The organism is Nocardia stercoris, assembly GCF_003696265.1.
GTDB classification, from domain to species: domain Bacteria; phylum Actinomycetota; class Actinomycetes; order Mycobacteriales; family Mycobacteriaceae; genus Nocardia; species Nocardia stercoris.
Genome location: NZ_RFFH01000002.1, coordinates 252,559 through 268,144, shown reverse-complemented (window position 1 = coordinate 268,144; position 15,586 = coordinate 252,559). Strand labels below are relative to the sequence as shown.

Sequence of the window (15,586 nt, the reverse complement as noted above, 5' to 3'; positions counted from 1 at the left end):
CACGTGAATCGGGCACGAAAACGAAAAACCGACCCCAACCTGGTGTAGGTGGGGCCGGTTTTCTTCTGGGTGGGCCTAGGAGGACTTGAACCTCCGACCTCTTCGTTATCAGGGCAGTACCAGGAGACTCCGGGGTGCCTGGCAGTAGCTCTGAGCTGCGCGTTTGTGTCGTTCAGTATCACTCGGGAACAACGGTTGTCGGGCCGTTCGCTGCATTTCTGCTGTATCCCGCCTGCTGCTCCGGAGGCGGCTCGGGGACGTCTTCGGGAGCCGGGACTGGTCATCGACCTGGCGAAACCGTGCAGCCAGGTATCAGGTTCTGCAGGGGTCAGGAGAAGGTCACAGCCGGACTGCAGCCACCGGTGAACGCCATCGGATTGGCGGAGCATGTGACCAGACCGGTATCGACACTGAGCGTGTCCACGACGTTGTCCGTCGAAAAGTGGTCGCCGCTGCCGCCGTAAAACAGCGAGGCGACACCGGCCGAGCCCGACAGCAGGCCGTTTGCCACCGTGCCACTCGGGGAGGTGCCGACGGTACCGGTGATGTCCGAATTCACTGGGGTGAGGGGCAGCGGTTCGGCGCTCGCCGCGCCAGCGCCGACGGTGAGGGCGGTGAGTATGGCGGCGGCGAATACCGTCCCGCCGAGTATGCGATTCGTCATGCGACGGAACCTATTGCGGCCATGCCTCGCCGCCAAGACCCTGCTTTCATGGGCACCGACCCGAATGGCGGCCTATCTCAAGGAGTATCCCGCCGGCCAGCGCGACCCGATCTTCACCAACGAGGCAGGTAACCCGCTGAGCCGGACTCTGTTCCGGTCCCGTGTGTGGCGGCCGTCGCTGGTGCGTGCCGGGCTGCTCGGTGAGGTCTCCGAAGTCGACGGCAAGTTCGAGGCCGTATGGATGGACGATGAAGGCGACGTGCACGCCGAGGTCTTCGCCAAGCACGGCCAGGCGGTGAACCACGTCGCCCGGTCCGAACACGGCGGGCTGCGGTTCCACGATCTGCGCCACTCCTACGGCACCTGGCTGGCTGACGACGGGATCCCGCCGCACCGGGTCGCCAAGCTGATGGGCCACGAGCACATCACCACGACGATGCAGCTCTATGTCCGCCGGACCGACGATCACGACAGCATCCGGGGTCTGCTCGGCGACGACACCGAAAGCTGATGCTGTATTTCTGCTGCATTTCCGGCGCATGGGTCACATGAATCGGACACCGGATACAGAAAACCGGCCCCAACCTTCAAGCAGGTCAGGGCCGGTTTTGCATAGTGGGTGGGCCTAGGAGGACTTGAACCTCCGACCTCTTCGTTATCAGCGAAGCGCTCTAACCGCCTGAGCTATAGGCCCGTATTCAGTTCGGTTCGTGTTCTCGAACCGAGTGCAAAGATTACCCGACCGGGTGCGGATCGGCCAAAACGGCTGGTAGGAGCGCTGCGGACCCTGGGATGCGGCAACGGCCGGCCTCGCCGTGAGGGGCGGGAGCCGGCCGTCGTCAGACCGCGGCGACTAGTCCGGGTCGGCCAGGGTGACCTGGATGCCGCCGACCAAGTCGGTGCACTGGTTGTAGATGAATACACCGACTGTCGACAGTGCGGTGAGCAAAACCACGTTGATGATGCCGATCACCGCGGCGTAGCCGAAGACCGAGCCCGCGTCGATGATCGCGCCCGACGAGGAGCTGTCGGACACGATGTCGGTGAAGCTGGTGTTCAACCGGTCCCACACGCCCATGCCGGACAGCACGATGTACAGCAGGCCGACCGCCAGCATCCACACGAAGAACATGGCGATGCTGATGACCAGCGACACCTTCAACGTCGACCACGGGTCGATGTGGCGCAGCTGGACGGTCGCGCGCAGCGGCTCACCGCTGGACGCGGCCACGGCCGCAGCCGGCACGGACGGCGACACCGGCTGGGACGACTTCCCCGGGATGTGAGCCATCGGCAGATCGCTCGCCGGTGCCGGGGCTGCCGTCGGCAGCGGGTGCCGCAGCTCCGACAGGTCCGGCATGTCCTTGATCAGCTCCGGGCGCGCGATGCTGCGCGTCGGGCCGTCGATGCCGACCGACTTGACCATCGCGGCTTCCTTGCGGGCCGCCTTGGCCGCGAGATCCGCTGTGGTGCGGGCATTTCCGGATGATCCGGACAGCCCGACCTTCGCCGCGCCGGCGCCACCGGTCACCGACTTCACGCCGGGCCGGCTGATATTGGACTGCGGCTCGCGCTGCGGCAGCTGCGACCAGCCCTCTTGGAACCGGTCATCGTTCGGGGCTTTGGCACTCCCGTCCGATTCCGTTGCGTTCTCCGATGATTCGGATTTCACGGTCGCGTCGTCGGGTGCGGATGACGCTATCCGCTCGGTCACGCCGTTGGCGTGGTTCCCGTCGTTCGACTGGTTGGTGGTCAATGGAAAATCCTTCGGTCCTTCGTGCCGCCGCTGCTGAGGAGGAAACTACCTGTTCTCGGAACCGCTGGTGCTGTCATCACCGGAGACCGGATCGGGCTCGTCCGCGTTGCGCGCGATCGCAAGCAAGGTATCGCCCTCGCCCAGGTTCATCAATCGCACGCCCTTGGTCTGCCGGCCGGCCTTGCGCACCTGAACCGCTGCGGTACGGATCACACCGCCGCCGGAGGTGATGGCATAGAGCTCGTCGTCGTCGTCGACGATGAGCGCTCCTACCAGACTGCCACGTCGCTCGTCGTACTGGATCGTCAGCACACCTTTACCGCCGCGACCCTGCGGGGTGTACTCCTCGATCGCGGTCCGCTTGGCGTACCCGCCGGCCGTCGCGACCAGCAGATATCCGTCGCGAACCACATTGAGCGAGAGCAGTTCGTCGTCGGCGTTGAACCGCATACCCTGCACGCCGGAGGTGGCACGGCCCATCGGGCGCAGCACCTCGTCGTTGGCCGGGAACCGGATCGACTGGCCGTGCGCCGACACCAGCAGCAGGTCGTCCTCGGCGGAACACAGTGCGGCCCCGACCAATTCGTCGGCATCGCGCAGGTTCACCGCGACGATGCCGCCGGTGCGGTTGGAGTCGAAGTCGGTCAGCTTGGACTTCTTCACCAAACCGTTACGGGTCGCCAGCACCAGATAGGGCGCGTCCTCGTAGGACTTGATCTGGATGATCTGGGCGATCTTCTCGTCCGGCTGGAAGGCCAGCAGGTTGGCCACGTGCTGGCCGCGCGCGGTGCGGTTGGCCTCGGGCAGCTCGTACGCCTTGGCCCGGTAGACCCGGCCCTTGTTGGTGAAGAACAGCAGCCAGTCGTGGGTGGAGCTGATGAAGAAGTGCTTGACGATGTCGTCCTGCTTGAGGCCGGCGCCCTGCACGCCCTTGCCGCCGCGCTTCTGGCTGCGGTAGAGGTCGGTCTTGGTGCGCTTGGCATAGCCGGTCTCGGTGATGGTGACGACTACGTCCTCGCGGGCGATCAGGTCCTCGTCGGCGACGTCCCCGTCGGCCGCGATGATCTTGGTGCGCCGCTCGTCGCCGTGCTTGTCGACGATCTCCTTGAGCTCGTCGCGCACGATCGCGCGCTGCCGCTCCGGCTTCTCCAGAATGTCCTTCAGGTCGGCGATCTCGGCCTCGAGTTCGGCCAACTCGTCGATGATCTTCTGCCGCTCCAGGGCGGACAGGCGGCGCAGCTGCATGTCCAGGATCGCGGTGGCCTGGATCTCGTCGATCTCGAGCAACTGCATCAGACCGGTGCGCGCGGTGTCGGTGTTGGCCGAACGCCGGATCAGTGCGATGACCTCGTCGAGCGCGTCGAGCGCCTTCACCAGGCCGCGCAGGATGTGGGCCCGCTCCTCGGCCTTGCGCAGCAGGTACCGGGTGCGCCGGACGATGACGTCCAACTGGTGGTTGACGTAGAGCCGGATCATCTGATCGAGCCGCAGCGTGCGCGGCACACCGTCGACGATCGACAGCATGTTGGCGCCGAAGCTGGTCTGCAGCTGGGTGTGCTTGTACAGGTTGTTCAGCACGACCTTGGCGACCGCATCACGCTTGACCGCCACCACGATCCGCAGACCCACCCGGTCGGAGGACTCGTCGTAGATGTCGGAGATGCCGGCGATCTTGCCTTCCTTCACCTGCTCCGCGATGGAGTTGACGAAGTTGTCGGTGTTGACCTGGTACGGCAGTTCGGTGATGACGATAGTGGTGCGGCCGCGGCTGTCCTCCTCGATGGAGACCACACCGCGCATGCGGATCGAACCACGGCCGGTGGTGTAGGCGTCGTGGATGCCCTGCGAACCCACGATCAGGCCCGCGGTCGGGAAGTCCGGGCCCTTCACCCGTTCCATGCACGCGGCGAGGGTGGACTCCTCGTCGGCGTCGTGGTTGTCCAGCGCCCAGTAGACCGCCTCGGCCAGCTCGGTCAGGTTGTGCGGCGGGATGTTCGTGGCCATACCGACCGCGATGCCGTTGCTGCCGTTCATCAGCAGCGCGGGCACGCGGGCCGGCAGCACGACCGGCTCGTCGGTCTTGCCGTCGTAGTTGGGGATGAAATCGACCGTCTCCTGGTCGATTCCGCGCAGCATCTCCATGGCCAGCGGAGTGAGCCGGCATTCGGTGTACCGCATGGCGGCCGCGCCGTCGTTGCCGCGGGAACCGAAGTTGCCCTGGCCGTCGACCAGCGGGTAGCGCAGCGACCAGGGCTGCGCCATGCGGACCAGGGTGTCGTAGATGGCCGTGTCACCGTGCGGGTGGTAGTTACCCATGGTGTCGGCGACCGGGCGCGCGGACTTCACGTAGCCGCGGTCGGGCCGGTACCCGTTGTCGTACATCGCGTACAGGATGCGGCGGTGCACCGGCTTCATGCCGTCGCGCACCTCGGGCAGCGCGCGCCCGACGATCACGCTCATCGCGTAGTCGATGTAGGAGTTCTGCATCTCCTGCTGGATGTCGACCGGTTCGATCCGGTCCCCGCCCGACGGCGGAAGTGAAGTCTCAGTCATGAATTGGTCTCCGTAGAAAGTCTGCTGGGAGCGTTGCTACAGCGGGACAAGAGGATTCGAACCCCCGAGGGACCGGAACGCGGGAATTCCACTGCGCCCCGGTACCACTCACACATCCAGGAAGCGAACGTCCTTGGCGTTACGGGTGATGAAGCTGCGGCGAGCTTCGACGTCCTCGCCCATCAGAATGCTGAACAGCTCGTCGGCCGCGGCCGCGTCGTCGAGGGTGACCAGGCGCAGCACCCGCACGGACGGGTCCATCGTGGTCTCCCACAGCTCCTTCGGGTTCATCTCACCGAGACCCTTGTAGCGCTGCACACCGTCGTCCTTGTTGATCTTGCGGCCGGCCGCGATACCCGCCTCCAGCAGCGCGTCGCGCTCCCGGTCGGAGTAGGCGAACTCCGGTTCGCCACGCTGCCACTTCAGCTTGTACAGCGGCGGCTGCGCGAGATACACGTGGCCCTGCTCGACCAGCGGCCGCATGAAGCGGAACAACAGCGTGAGCAGCAGGGTCGCGATGTGCTGGCCGTCGACGTCGGCGTCGGCCATCAGCACGATCTTGTGATACCGCAGCTTGGCGATGTCGAACTCGTCGTGGATACCGGTGCCGAACGCCGTGATGATCGACTGGACCTCGGTGTTCTTGAGCACGCGGTCGATGCGGGCCTTCTCGACGTTGATGATCTTGCCTCGAATGGGCAGGATCGCCTGGTACATCGAGTCGCGGCCGGACTTCGCCGAGCCACCGGCGGAGTCACCCTCCACGATGTAGATCTCGGACTTCGCCGGGTCCTTGGACCGGCAGTCGGCCAGCTTGCCCGGCAGACCGCCCAGGTCGGTGGCGCTCTTGCGGCGCACCAGCTCGCGCGCCTTCCGCGCGGCCACCCGGGCCTGCGCCGACGAGACCGCCTTGGTCACAATGGTTTTCGCGTCCGCCGGGTTGGCCTCGAACCAGTGCGAGATGTGCTCGTTGCAGGTGCGCTGCACGAACGACTTCACCTCGGTGTTGCCGAGCTTGGTCTTGGTCTGGCCCTCGAACTGCGGGTCGGCGATCTTCACGCTCACGATGGCGGCCAGGCCCTCGCGAATGTCGTCACCGGTGAGGTTGCCGTCCTTCTCCTTGAGAAGCTTCTTGTCCTTCGCGTACTTGTTCACCACCGTGGTCAGCGCGGCACGGAAACCCTCCTCGTGGGTACCGCCCTCGTGGGTGTTGATGGTGTTGGCGAAGGTGTGGACAGATTCGGAATAACCCGAGTTCCACTGCATCGCGACCTCGACCTCGTGGCCGGTGCCCTTGCCGGTGAACGAGACGATCGAGTTGTGGATCGGCTGCTTGGTGCGGTTGATGTGCTTGACGAAATCCTCGAGCCCGCCCGGGTAGTGGTAGGTCCGGGTCTTCACCTTCGGCTCGGCCGGCTCTTCGCCCTCGTGCTTGGGCGCCTCGGCCCGCTCGCTGACCACCTCGTCGGTGACGTCGTTCTCCGACACCCGCTGATCGGTCAGCGTGATGGTCAGGCCCTTGTTCAGGAATGCCATCTCCTGCAGGCGGCGCGCGACCGTCTCGAAGCTGAACGTGGTGGTCTCGAAGATGTCCGGGTCCGGGAAGAACCGGATGGTGGTACCGGTCAGCTTGGTCGGCTCACCCTTGATCAGCCGACCCGGCTTGGCGTCCTTGTACTCCTGCGTCCAGTGGTACCCGCCGTAGTTCACCTCGGCCTCGAGGCGCGTGGACAGCGCGTTCACCACGGAGATACCGACACCGTGCAGACCACCGGACACCGCGTACGACTCGCCGTCGAACTTGCCGCCCGCGTGCAGCTGGGTCATGACCACCTCGATGGTGGGCATGCCCTGGGCGTGCATGTCGGTGGGGATACCGCGGCCGTCGTCGACGACCTGGACGCCGCCGTCGGCCAGCAGCGTGACGTCGACCCGCGAGGCGTAACCGGCCATCGCCTCGTCGACCGAGTTGTCGACCACCTCCCAGATCAGATGGTGCAGACCGCGCTCACCGGTGGAGCCGATGTACATACCGGGACGCTTACGTACTGCTTCGAGCCCTTCGAGCACTGTGATCGAGGAGCCGCTGTATGTGCCCTGGTTGGAGCCGTTCGCGTTGGAGTCGTTGGCAGCCACTGCTGGGTAGCTCTCCTTACTTGCTGATTCCGCCGCCGCGGCTACGCACACACGCTCGACCTCGGCAAATACACTGCTGAAGTCGGCGAACCGCCCGGGAAAACTGGTCCCCGTGCGCAGTACACGCATCGCGTCGAAGGTCTCGCCGCTAGTTACCCCTACATCCTACTGGTACGTCCGGCGCAGGATGCACCTATGACACCCCTGACGGGCCCGTGAGTGCGTGAAATCGACCATCGGCGGGTCCGGTTGTAGGTTTCAGCGCCTGCGGGAGCCTGAGCGGCCAGTCATCGGCAGTGCGGGACGTGCCCGCCGGTACGGCCCCGCCACCGCCGGTGGACGGCGCGCGGCGGCGACCGATCCAGGGGCGGTCTACCCGTAGGTGTCGCGCGGGCCGCGGCCCTTGATATGACGCTCACCCTTGCGCCAGCTCGGCGCTGCCGGGCCGCTGATCCGCAGCGAGGTGACCACGCCCTGGCCGACCGCGGCATTGATCTTGGCGAGCAGTTGCCCTTGCAAAAGCCGCAGCTGGGTGGCCCAAGCGGTGGACTCGGCCTGCACGCTGAGCACGCCGTCGGTCAGCGACACCGGGGTGGCGTGGGCGGCGATGTCCTCCCCCACCACGTTCGGCCAGCGGCCGAAGACCGTGCCCTCCGCGACCCGGCCCGACCAGCCGCGGCTCTTGGCCAGGGCACCGGTCAGGCTGCCGAGGGTCTGCGGATCGCGTTGGTCGGGGCCGGCGCCGGACCAGCCGCGGCGGCCGCGCAGTGCTCGGACCCCGCCCTTGCGCGGCGAGGCCCGGCCCTGGCCGACCGCCTTTCCGCTGGCTCGGGCCGCGGCCCGGGCCTCCTCGAGCGCGCGGCGAGCCAGGTCGACGCCGCGTAGTTCCGGCTCCCCGGCGGCAGGGGTGCCCTGCGCGGGACCGTCGTCGTCGGTCATCGTGTGGCGTCCCTTCCGCCGTAGCCGATTCGCGCCCGGGTGGCGCGAATGTCGTGCCTGACAGGCTATCCGGTCGGCCCGCGAGCCGAATTCCACAACGCGGAGGGCGGTCGGCCGCGAGTTCGGGCGGTTCCCATCCCCCGATTCGATAACAGCTGTGGACAACTCGGCGTGGATTCATCCTCGAGCCCGGCCCCCGGCTCGAGCGGGGGATGTGCCGAAGTTATCCAGAGTTGTCCACAGCCGAGTGGCTGTTCTGCACAGGACCAGGGGTTATCCGGTCCGGTGCGGATTCGTTGTCCACCGGTCCATCCGCATCCTCCTGTGGATGAACGAGCTGTGAGATCCGCGCATCCGCCGCACCGGTGGTCTCCACCCGCAACGGCACCGCCTCGAGTTCGGCCGGCACGTCCTCGGGCACCGCCGCGGTGATCAGCACCTGTTCGGCGCCGGCCGCGACCGCGGCCAGTGCCGTGCGGCGGCGCCGGTCGAGTTCGGCGAACACGTCGTCGAGCACCAGGACCGGATCGGTGCCCGCGTTGCGCAACAGTTCGAAACCGGCCAGCCGCAAGGCGAGCGCGAACGACCAGGATTCACCGTGGCTCGCGAACCCCTTGGCCGGTGCCGAACCCAGCAGCAGGTCCAGATCGTCGCGATGCGGGCCCACCAGGCACACGCCGCGTTCGAGCTCCTTGCCGCGGGCCGCTGCGAGCTCCCGGAGCAGGATCGCTTCGAGGACCTCGATGTCGTCTGGCGCCGGAATCCGTTCGGGCGCCAGGAATTCCGGTGGCAGATAGCCGCTGCGGTAGCCGATGCCGGCGGTCCGCGACTCGGGGGCGATCGCTCGATATGCCTGTGTCACTTGGGGATAGAGCTCGTGCACCAGGCGCAGCCGATGGGCCAGCAGCTGGGCGCCGTGCGCGGCGAGGTGGCCGTCCCACACGTCCAGCGTGCTCAGCTCGTTGCCGCCCGACCGCGAACGGGCCAGGCGCCCCGCGGTTTTCAACAAGGCCGACCGCTGGCGCAGCACCTTGTCGTAGTCCGAGCGCACGCCCGCCAAGCGGGGGAGCTGAGCTGTGCACAACTCGTCGAGGAAGCGCCGGCGCTCGGACGGATCGCCGCGGACCAGGGCCAGATCCTCCGGCGCGAACAGCACGGTGTGCAGGATGCCGAGGATCTCCCGCGGCCGCCGTACCGGAGATCGGTTGATCTGCGCGCGATTCGCGCTGCCCTGGTTCAGTTCCACGTCGATCCGCAGTTCACGGCCGGCGTTCACCACCGTCGCACCGATGCGCGCCTGCCGGGCACCGATCCGGATCAGCGGCGCGTCCGAGGACACCCGGTGCGAACCGAGGGTGGACAGATACCCGACCGCCTCGATCAGATTCGTTTTGCCGTTGCCGTTGGAACCCAGCAGAACCGTTCGCCCGGGCTGCAATTCGAGCTCGACCGCCGACCAGGACCGGAAGTCGCGCAGGGAGAGGGCACGAATGTGCACCTATCCCACCGCCGACGGGGAAACGAACAGCACTGCGGCTGTGGACAACTCGAACGAGGGGTACGAAATCCCCACGCGCACACGGTTGTTCACAGATTCATCAACAGTGTCCACAGGGGATCAGCCGGGCAACCGGACCGGCATCAGCAGATAGGTGTAGTCACCGCTGAGCGCCGCGAACGCACCGGACTCGGTGGTCTCCGGCTCGCCCTCGGCCGTCGGACACATGACCGCGGGACGGCTCGGCGTGGTGAAACCGAAGGTCACCCGGTCCGAATGCAGCGCGGACAGACCCTCGTTCAGGTAACCGGGGTTGAAGGCGATGGTCAGCGGCTCGCCGCGGAAGTCGGCCTCCATCCACTCCTCGGCGCGGCCGGCGTCGTCGCCACCGGCCGAGAGCAGCAGGCCCTGCTCGGAGAACTCCAGGCGCACCTGGGCACCGCGCTCGGCCACCAGCGCCACACGCTTGATCGCCTCGATGAGGGCGCTCACCTGCAGCGTGGCCAGCGAGGTGTGCTCCTTGGGGAGCAACTGACGGAACTTGGGGAATTCGGCGTCCAGCAGCCGGGTGGTGGTGCGGCGGCCGCCGTTGACGATGCCCAGCAGGCCGTCGGTGCCGGCGCCGAACGCGAGCTGCACCGGCGCATCGGAGGTACCGAGCGTCTTCGCGGACTCCGACAGCGTGCGCGCGGGAACCAGAGCGGCGGTCTCCACATCGGGACGGCCCGGTTTCCACTCCAGATGGCGCACAGCCAGCCGGAAACGGTCCGTGGCGGCCAGGACGATGCGCTCGCCCTCGATCTCCACCCGGATGCCCGTCAGCATGGGGAGCGTGTCGTCGCGGCCGGCGGCGACGGCGACCTGGGCGATGGCGGTGGAGAACACGTCGACGCCGAGCTCACCGGTCTGCGGCGGCAACTCGGGCAACTGGGGATAGTCCTCCACCGGCATGGTCGGCAGCGAGAACTTGGCGCTACCGCAGGCGATGAGCACGCGGGTGCCGTCCACCGACACATCCACCGGCTTGTTGGACAGCGCCTTGGTGATATCCGCGAGCAGGCGGCCCGAGACGAGCACCTGACCGGAGCCGGCGACCTCGGCCGCCACCCGCATCTGCGCGGAGACCTCGTAGTCGAAGCCGGAGACGGTCAGGCCGTCCTCCTCGGCTACCAGCAGCACGCCACCGAGAACGGGCACCGGCGGGCGCGACGGGAGGCTGCGGGCCACCCATGCGACGGACTCGGCGAAATCCTCGCGTGCGACCCGAAACTTCATGCCTGCAAGCTCCATCGCCGGGTCTGTCCTTTCCAGTGTCGACCAGTGGTGATCTCTACACGCAGCGCGCTGGTGTGCGTGGAAGTGCTGATCGGTCCCCACATCCGTTGCCGACGAGTCTGGCACAGGCGACCGACAAGAAACCGTAGCAGGCTCGAGGAACGGGTGTGGGGCCGTGTCCTGTGGGTGCCACCGCTGTCCGATGTGGTGCCACTCCGGAGTCCGGTGCGAGGAGCACCGAGGAGTCGAGTGCTCGGACCGGTGCGGGCTCCTCGCGTGAGTTCCGAGTGATCCGGTGGACCCCCTTCCCCTCGATGCCTCGTTCGAGTCCGGTGTGCGGCTGGAGTCCGGTCGATCCGTCCTCGAGCCGAGTTTCCACACATCCTGTTTTGAAGAGAGATTTCTAGAAGAAGAACTGAAGTAGTAATAGGCGCTGTGGATTCTGTGGAGTCCAGCCATCCGCGCAGGTCGGAGCGTGTGGCGCCGTGGGGATGGCCAGGGGGTGTCTCGAGGATGAACAGCGGGCCGCTGTGGAGCCACCGAAACTGTCCCAACTCCATCCTCGAGCCATCCTCGAGTTCTTCCATGATCCGAGCCCACTTCTGCACATTGTGCGCCGACTCGAGGACAAACCCGGGATTCCTCGAGGAGTCGACAAGGACTCCTCGAGGAATCCTCGAGGACAACTCGGCAACGCCGCTGCTCAGGGCCCGTGGACGGATTCACCTGTGCACACTGTGGACTACCGGTTGTGAGTCGATCCCTCCCCAGCCTGGGGGCGAAGCTGTGCGGAAACCGGTGTACAGACTCGGGATTCCTCGAGGACTCCACAAGGACTCCTCGAGGAATCCACATCCGAAAAAAGCCGGTTCCCCCAGGTCGGAGGGGGGAACCGGCTTGTGGATCGGCACTCGAGGACAACTGTTGTCCACCATGGGGACAGACCGCCGAGCCGATGATCGGCTCGCGTCGGAAAAGTCCGCGCGAACTACCGCGAACGTTGCTTGATGCGCGCGGTGAGCTCCTGCACCTGGTCGTAGACCCGCCGACGCTCGGTCATCTCCTTGCGCACCTTCTTCTCGGCGTACATGACCGTGGTGTGGTCGCGGCCGAACGCCTGCCCGATCTTCGGCAGCGACAGGTCGGTCAGCTCCCGGCACAGATACATGGCGATCTGGCGGGCCTGCGCGAGCGGCCGGGCCTTACCGGGACCGGTCAGCTCGTCCAGCGTCGTGTTGAAGTACTCCGCCGTCACGGCCATGATCGTGGCCGCGGTGATCTCCAGCGTCGTGGCGTCGGGCATCAGATCCCGCAGCACCACCTCGGCCAGCGACAGGTCCAGCGGCTGCCCGTTCAGCGAGGCGAACGCGGTGACGCGGATCAGCGCGCCCTCCAGCTCACGGATATTGCGCTCCACTCGGCTGGCGATGAGTTCCAGCACATCGTGCGGCACATCCAGGCGATCCATCCGGGCCTTCTTGCGCAGGATGGCGATTCGCGTCTCCAGCTCCGGCGGCTGCACGTCGGTGATCAGACCCCACTCGAACCGGGTCCTCAGCCGCTCCTCCAGGGTCGCCAGCTGCTTGGGCGGCCGGTCGGAGGAGACCACGATCTGCTTGTTCGCGTTGTGCAGGGTGTTGAAGGTGTGGAAGAACTCCTCCTGGATACCTTCCTTGCCCTCGATGAACTGGATGTCGTCCACCAGCAGGATGTCGGTCTCGCGGTAGCGGCGTTTGAACGCCACCTTGCGGTCGTCGCGCAGGCTGTTGATGAAGTCGTTGGTGAACTCCTCGGTGGAGACGTACTTCACCCGCATACCCGGGAACAGCCGCTGGGCGTAGTGGCCCGCCGCGTGCAGCAGGTGCGTCTTGCCCAAACCCGAAGCGCCCCAGACGAACAACGGGTTATAGGCCCGTGCCGGCGCCTCCGCGATCGCCACCGCGGCGGCGTGTGCGAAGCGGTTCGAGGCACCGATGACGAAGGTCTCGAAGGTGTACTTCGCGTTCAGGCTGGCACCGTTCTGCGCGGCCGCGGGTGCGGCCGGTTCCGGTGGCTTGGTGAAATACGACGGCCAGGAGTTGCGCACCGGCACTACCGGTTCGTCGTCGGCGGGATCCGGCTGCGCCGGACCGCGCTGCGGTTCCGGTGCCGGATGCCGCGGCTGCTCGTCCACGGGCCGGCGCGGCTGCTCGTCCATCGGATGCCGCGGCTGTTCCATGGGGTGGCGCGGTGCTTCGTGCGGCTGCTCGAGCGGACGTCGTTGCACCGCATCGGATTCCGCGCCGAACAGGGATTCCTGCCGGGCCGGGTGCCCGGGTCGCGGCAGCTGCTCGTGCTCGTGGATCGGTTGCCGCAGCTGCTCGTGGCGGACCTGGTGGACCGGTTCCGGGTGGACCGGGCGGCGGGATTCGGCCGGGGGTAGCTGGTCGGAGTAGGTGTCCGCGGACCGCATTTGGTCGGAGTAGGTGTCCGCGGACCGCATTTGGTCGGAGTAGCCCTCGGCGGACCGCATCTGGTCGGGGCGACCGTCGCCGGACCGCATGTGATCGGAGTAGCTCTCGGCGGTCCGCATCTGCTCGGGGTAGCCCTCGCCGGTCCGCATCTGGTCCGAGTAACCGTCGCCGGACCGCATCTGGTCGGAGTAGCCCTCGCCCGGACGCAGCTGTTCGGCATACCCGTCGGCGGGCCGCAGCTGCTCCGGATACGGGTGTCGGCCGGTGTCCGGATGCCCGGTGCGCATCGGATCCTGCCTGGGGATGTCCGGCAATTCCGCGGCCATCGAACCGGTCCGGTACTCACCCTGGGGATAGTCCGCGACCATGGGGTAGTCGCCGGTCGTGTGATAGCGCGGCGCGGCGTACTCCTCGGCGGCCGGGTACTCCGGCACCGACTGGGCCTGTGGATGATCGCGCGGGTCTCGTACGACCTCGCGCATCCGCTCGGGACGGGTGGTCATCCGAGCGTGCCGGGGCGAACCGGACTGCCGGTCCCCCGAGGTGCCGGCCGGCGCGGCGATGCGAACTCCGAGTCCTTCGACCTGGTGATCGAGACGGCGGCCCAGCGAACGCAGGATCGGCTCGCGCAGATCACGTTCGATGGCCTCCTGGGCGAGCGAGGACGGGACCGAGAGCAGCGCGAATCCCTGCGCCACGTTCAGCGGCTTGACCAGGCCCAACCACGCCTTCTGCGCGTTGGTTACCGCCGGGATCGACCCGTCGGCCGACCCCGTGGTCAGTTCGGCCACGACCTCCGGCCATACTGCGGTCAACACGTTCTGCTCGTCGTCCACGGACGTATTCCTCCCCGAATCGGTCGAAAGAAGCAGACAGGCGGACACCGGTCCGCGTCTCCCCGTGCGCGGGTGTGGGTTCGCTCGTCCGGGCTGGCGGGTTGCCATACGATATGCCACCGCGTCGCTGTTTCCACACAATTATCCACAGATGTGGATTACGCGTTCACGGCACGTCCCGTAGCGGGAAGGCCGGGCCGACCGGCCGAGTGTCGCCGGACAGCAATCCGGGGGCTATCGATATTCGCAGGTCGCTGGTGGAGTGGCGCAGGGGCCGTCTGGGCTGAGTTTGACCTGTTTCGCTGCGGTCAGTACCCTCGAACGGTCACCCATCGACGCGGTGGTGGCTGTCTGCTGTCCAGCAGGCCCTGGCCCTACCGCGATGGGCGTCGCGCCTCGGATGACCCGCTTATCCGGCGCGAACCCTACAGTTTCACCGAACAAAGCTTCGGGCGCCGCACGGTGCCCACCAACTCGAGGAGTGTTGACCGTGGCCAAGGGCAAGCGGACGTTCCAGCCGAACAACCGTCGTCGGGCGCGGGTCCACGGATTCCGTCTGCGGATGCGTACCCGTGCCGGCCGTGCCATCGTGTCGGCACGCCGCGGCAAGGGCCGTGCGAAGCTGACCGCCTGATAGTCGGCCTCGACATCGGCGCCATGACCGTACGGCTGTACGGCTCAGGACTCCCGTCCCGCTGCGTGCTCGGACACTCGGGTGTTGCCTGAGCCGTATCGGCTGCATCATCGTGCCGACTTCTCCCGAACGGTACGGCGGGGCCGTCGCATCGGGAGACGGGACTTGGTCGTGCATGCGCTCGTCTGGCCGACCGGTCCGGACGAGCACACCGGCGAACCGTTCGTTCGTTCCGGTGGTCCGCGCTTCGGATTGATCGTCAGCAAGGCGGTGGGCTCCGCGGTGGTACGTCACCGCGTGGCTCGCCGCCTGCGTCATATGTGTGGTGCCCTGCGCGACGAACTGCCCGCCGAGACGGACATCGTCATCCGGGCCCTGCCGGGCGCCGCGGACACTCCCACCGCGGAACTCGACCGGCAGCTGCGGGCCGCGCTACACAAGCTGCTGCGCGCCCCGGCCGAACGCGTCCGGACCGGCACGCCCGTGCCCACCGCGGATGGCGCACCATGACCGCTCTGCGGGTGGTGGCCGGGCTTCCGGCCCGGGCACTGATCTTCCTCATCGAGCTGTACCGCACCTACATCTCCCCCACCCGCCTGCCGACGTGCCGGTTCACTCCCACCTGCAGCGAGTACGCGGTGACCGCGCTGCGCACCCGCGGCCTCGTCGTCGGCCTCGGACTGGCGGCCGTGCGCTTGGCCAAATGCGCGCCCTGGCACCCTGGTGGGTGGGACCCGGTTCCGGAACGGAAACGGGCAGCGGCGGCGACGGCCGCGGACAAGCCTTGTAAAGGGTCGGCGCACGCGGTGAGTGCCGACACGAACGACGGGAGTACATAGGAC

At 67.1% G+C, this 15,586-nt stretch carries 12 protein-coding genes and 1 tRNA gene; 4 read left to right on the top strand and 9 right to left on the bottom strand.

What is annotated here, in order from left to right:
• Positions 1–328: 328 nt before the first annotated feature.
• Positions 329–664, bottom strand: a complete 336-nt coding sequence (locus EBN03_RS06670; RefSeq protein ID WP_147471475.1) for a hypothetical protein — start codon at positions 662–664, stop codon at positions 329–331.
• Here EBN03_RS06670 and EBN03_RS06665 point away from each other — a divergent pair.
• Positions 663–1,175, top strand: coding sequence for a tyrosine-type recombinase/integrase (locus EBN03_RS06665; RefSeq protein WP_199742640.1), 513 nt, complete (start codon positions 663–665; stop codon positions 1,173–1,175). The two genes, EBN03_RS06670 and EBN03_RS06665, sit on opposite strands and share 2 nt — an antisense overlap.
• Before the next feature lie 109 nt (positions 1,176–1,284).
• Here the strand turns inward: EBN03_RS06665 and EBN03_RS06660 are convergent.
• From EBN03_RS06660 to dnaA, 8 genes are all read right to left on the bottom strand, one after another.
• A tRNA-Ile gene (locus EBN03_RS06660) sits at positions 1,285–1,358 on the bottom strand.
• Positions 1,359–1,517: 159 nt separating this feature from the next.
• Positions 1,518–2,420, bottom strand: a complete 903-nt coding sequence (locus tag EBN03_RS06655) for a DUF3566 domain-containing protein (RefSeq protein WP_199742639.1) — start codon at positions 2,418–2,420, stop codon at positions 1,518–1,520.
• Between the two features lie 45 nt (positions 2,421–2,465).
• Positions 2,466–4,973 carry a DNA gyrase subunit A gene (gene gyrA, locus EBN03_RS06650; RefSeq protein ID WP_122187031.1) on the bottom strand — a complete coding sequence of 836 codons (2,508 nt, stop codon included), beginning with the start codon at positions 4,971–4,973 and terminating at the stop codon, positions 2,466–2,468.
• 108 nt (positions 4,974–5,081) lie between these two features.
• The gene (gyrB, locus tag EBN03_RS06645; protein WP_122187030.1) at positions 5,082–7,109 is read right to left on the bottom strand and encodes a DNA topoisomerase (ATP-hydrolyzing) subunit B; all 2,028 of its coding nucleotides are present in this window, start codon (positions 7,107–7,109) and stop codon (positions 5,082–5,084) included.
• 372 nt (positions 7,110–7,481) lie between these two features.
• The gene (locus tag EBN03_RS06640; protein ID WP_122187029.1) at positions 7,482–8,048 is read right to left on the bottom strand and encodes a DUF721 family protein; all 567 of its coding nucleotides are present in this window, start codon (positions 8,046–8,048) and stop codon (positions 7,482–7,484) included.
• A 223-nt stretch (positions 8,049–8,271) separates the two neighbouring features.
• Positions 8,272–9,546 carry a DNA replication/repair protein RecF gene (recF, locus tag EBN03_RS06635; protein ID WP_122187028.1) on the bottom strand — a complete coding sequence of 425 codons (1,275 nt, stop codon included), beginning with the start codon at positions 9,544–9,546 and terminating at the stop codon, positions 8,272–8,274.
• Between the two features lie 120 nt (positions 9,547–9,666).
• Entirely contained in the window at positions 9,667–10,836 is a 1,170-nt protein-coding gene (gene dnaN, locus EBN03_RS06630) for a DNA polymerase III subunit beta (RefSeq protein ID WP_122187027.1), read from the bottom strand.
• 973 nt (positions 10,837–11,809) lie between these two features.
• Positions 11,810–13,393, bottom strand: coding sequence for a chromosomal replication initiator protein DnaA (gene dnaA / locus EBN03_RS06625; protein ID WP_122187347.1), 1,584 nt, complete (start codon positions 13,391–13,393; stop codon positions 11,810–11,812).
• A gap of 1,207 nt (positions 13,394–14,600) precedes the next feature.
• Here dnaA and rpmH point away from each other — a divergent pair.
• The 3 genes from rpmH to yidD all read left to right on the top strand — a co-directional run bounded on the left by rpmH (position 14,601) and on the right by yidD (position 15,583).
• Positions 14,601–14,744 (top strand): 50S ribosomal protein L34, encoded by a 144-nt coding sequence (gene rpmH, locus EBN03_RS06615; protein WP_033085250.1) that lies wholly within the window; start codon positions 14,601–14,603, stop codon positions 14,742–14,744.
• Positions 14,745–14,825: 81 nt separating this feature from the next.
• Positions 14,826–15,254, top strand: a complete 429-nt coding sequence (gene rnpA / locus EBN03_RS06610; RefSeq protein WP_122187026.1) for a ribonuclease P protein component — start codon at positions 14,826–14,828, stop codon at positions 15,252–15,254.
• On the top strand, positions 15,251–15,583 hold the full coding sequence (gene yidD / locus EBN03_RS06605; RefSeq protein WP_122187025.1) for a membrane protein insertion efficiency factor YidD: 333 nt from the start codon (positions 15,251–15,253) through the stop codon (positions 15,581–15,583). Before rnpA ends, yidD begins: the two co-directional genes overlap by 4 nt.
• Positions 15,584–15,586: the final 3 nt, after the last annotated feature.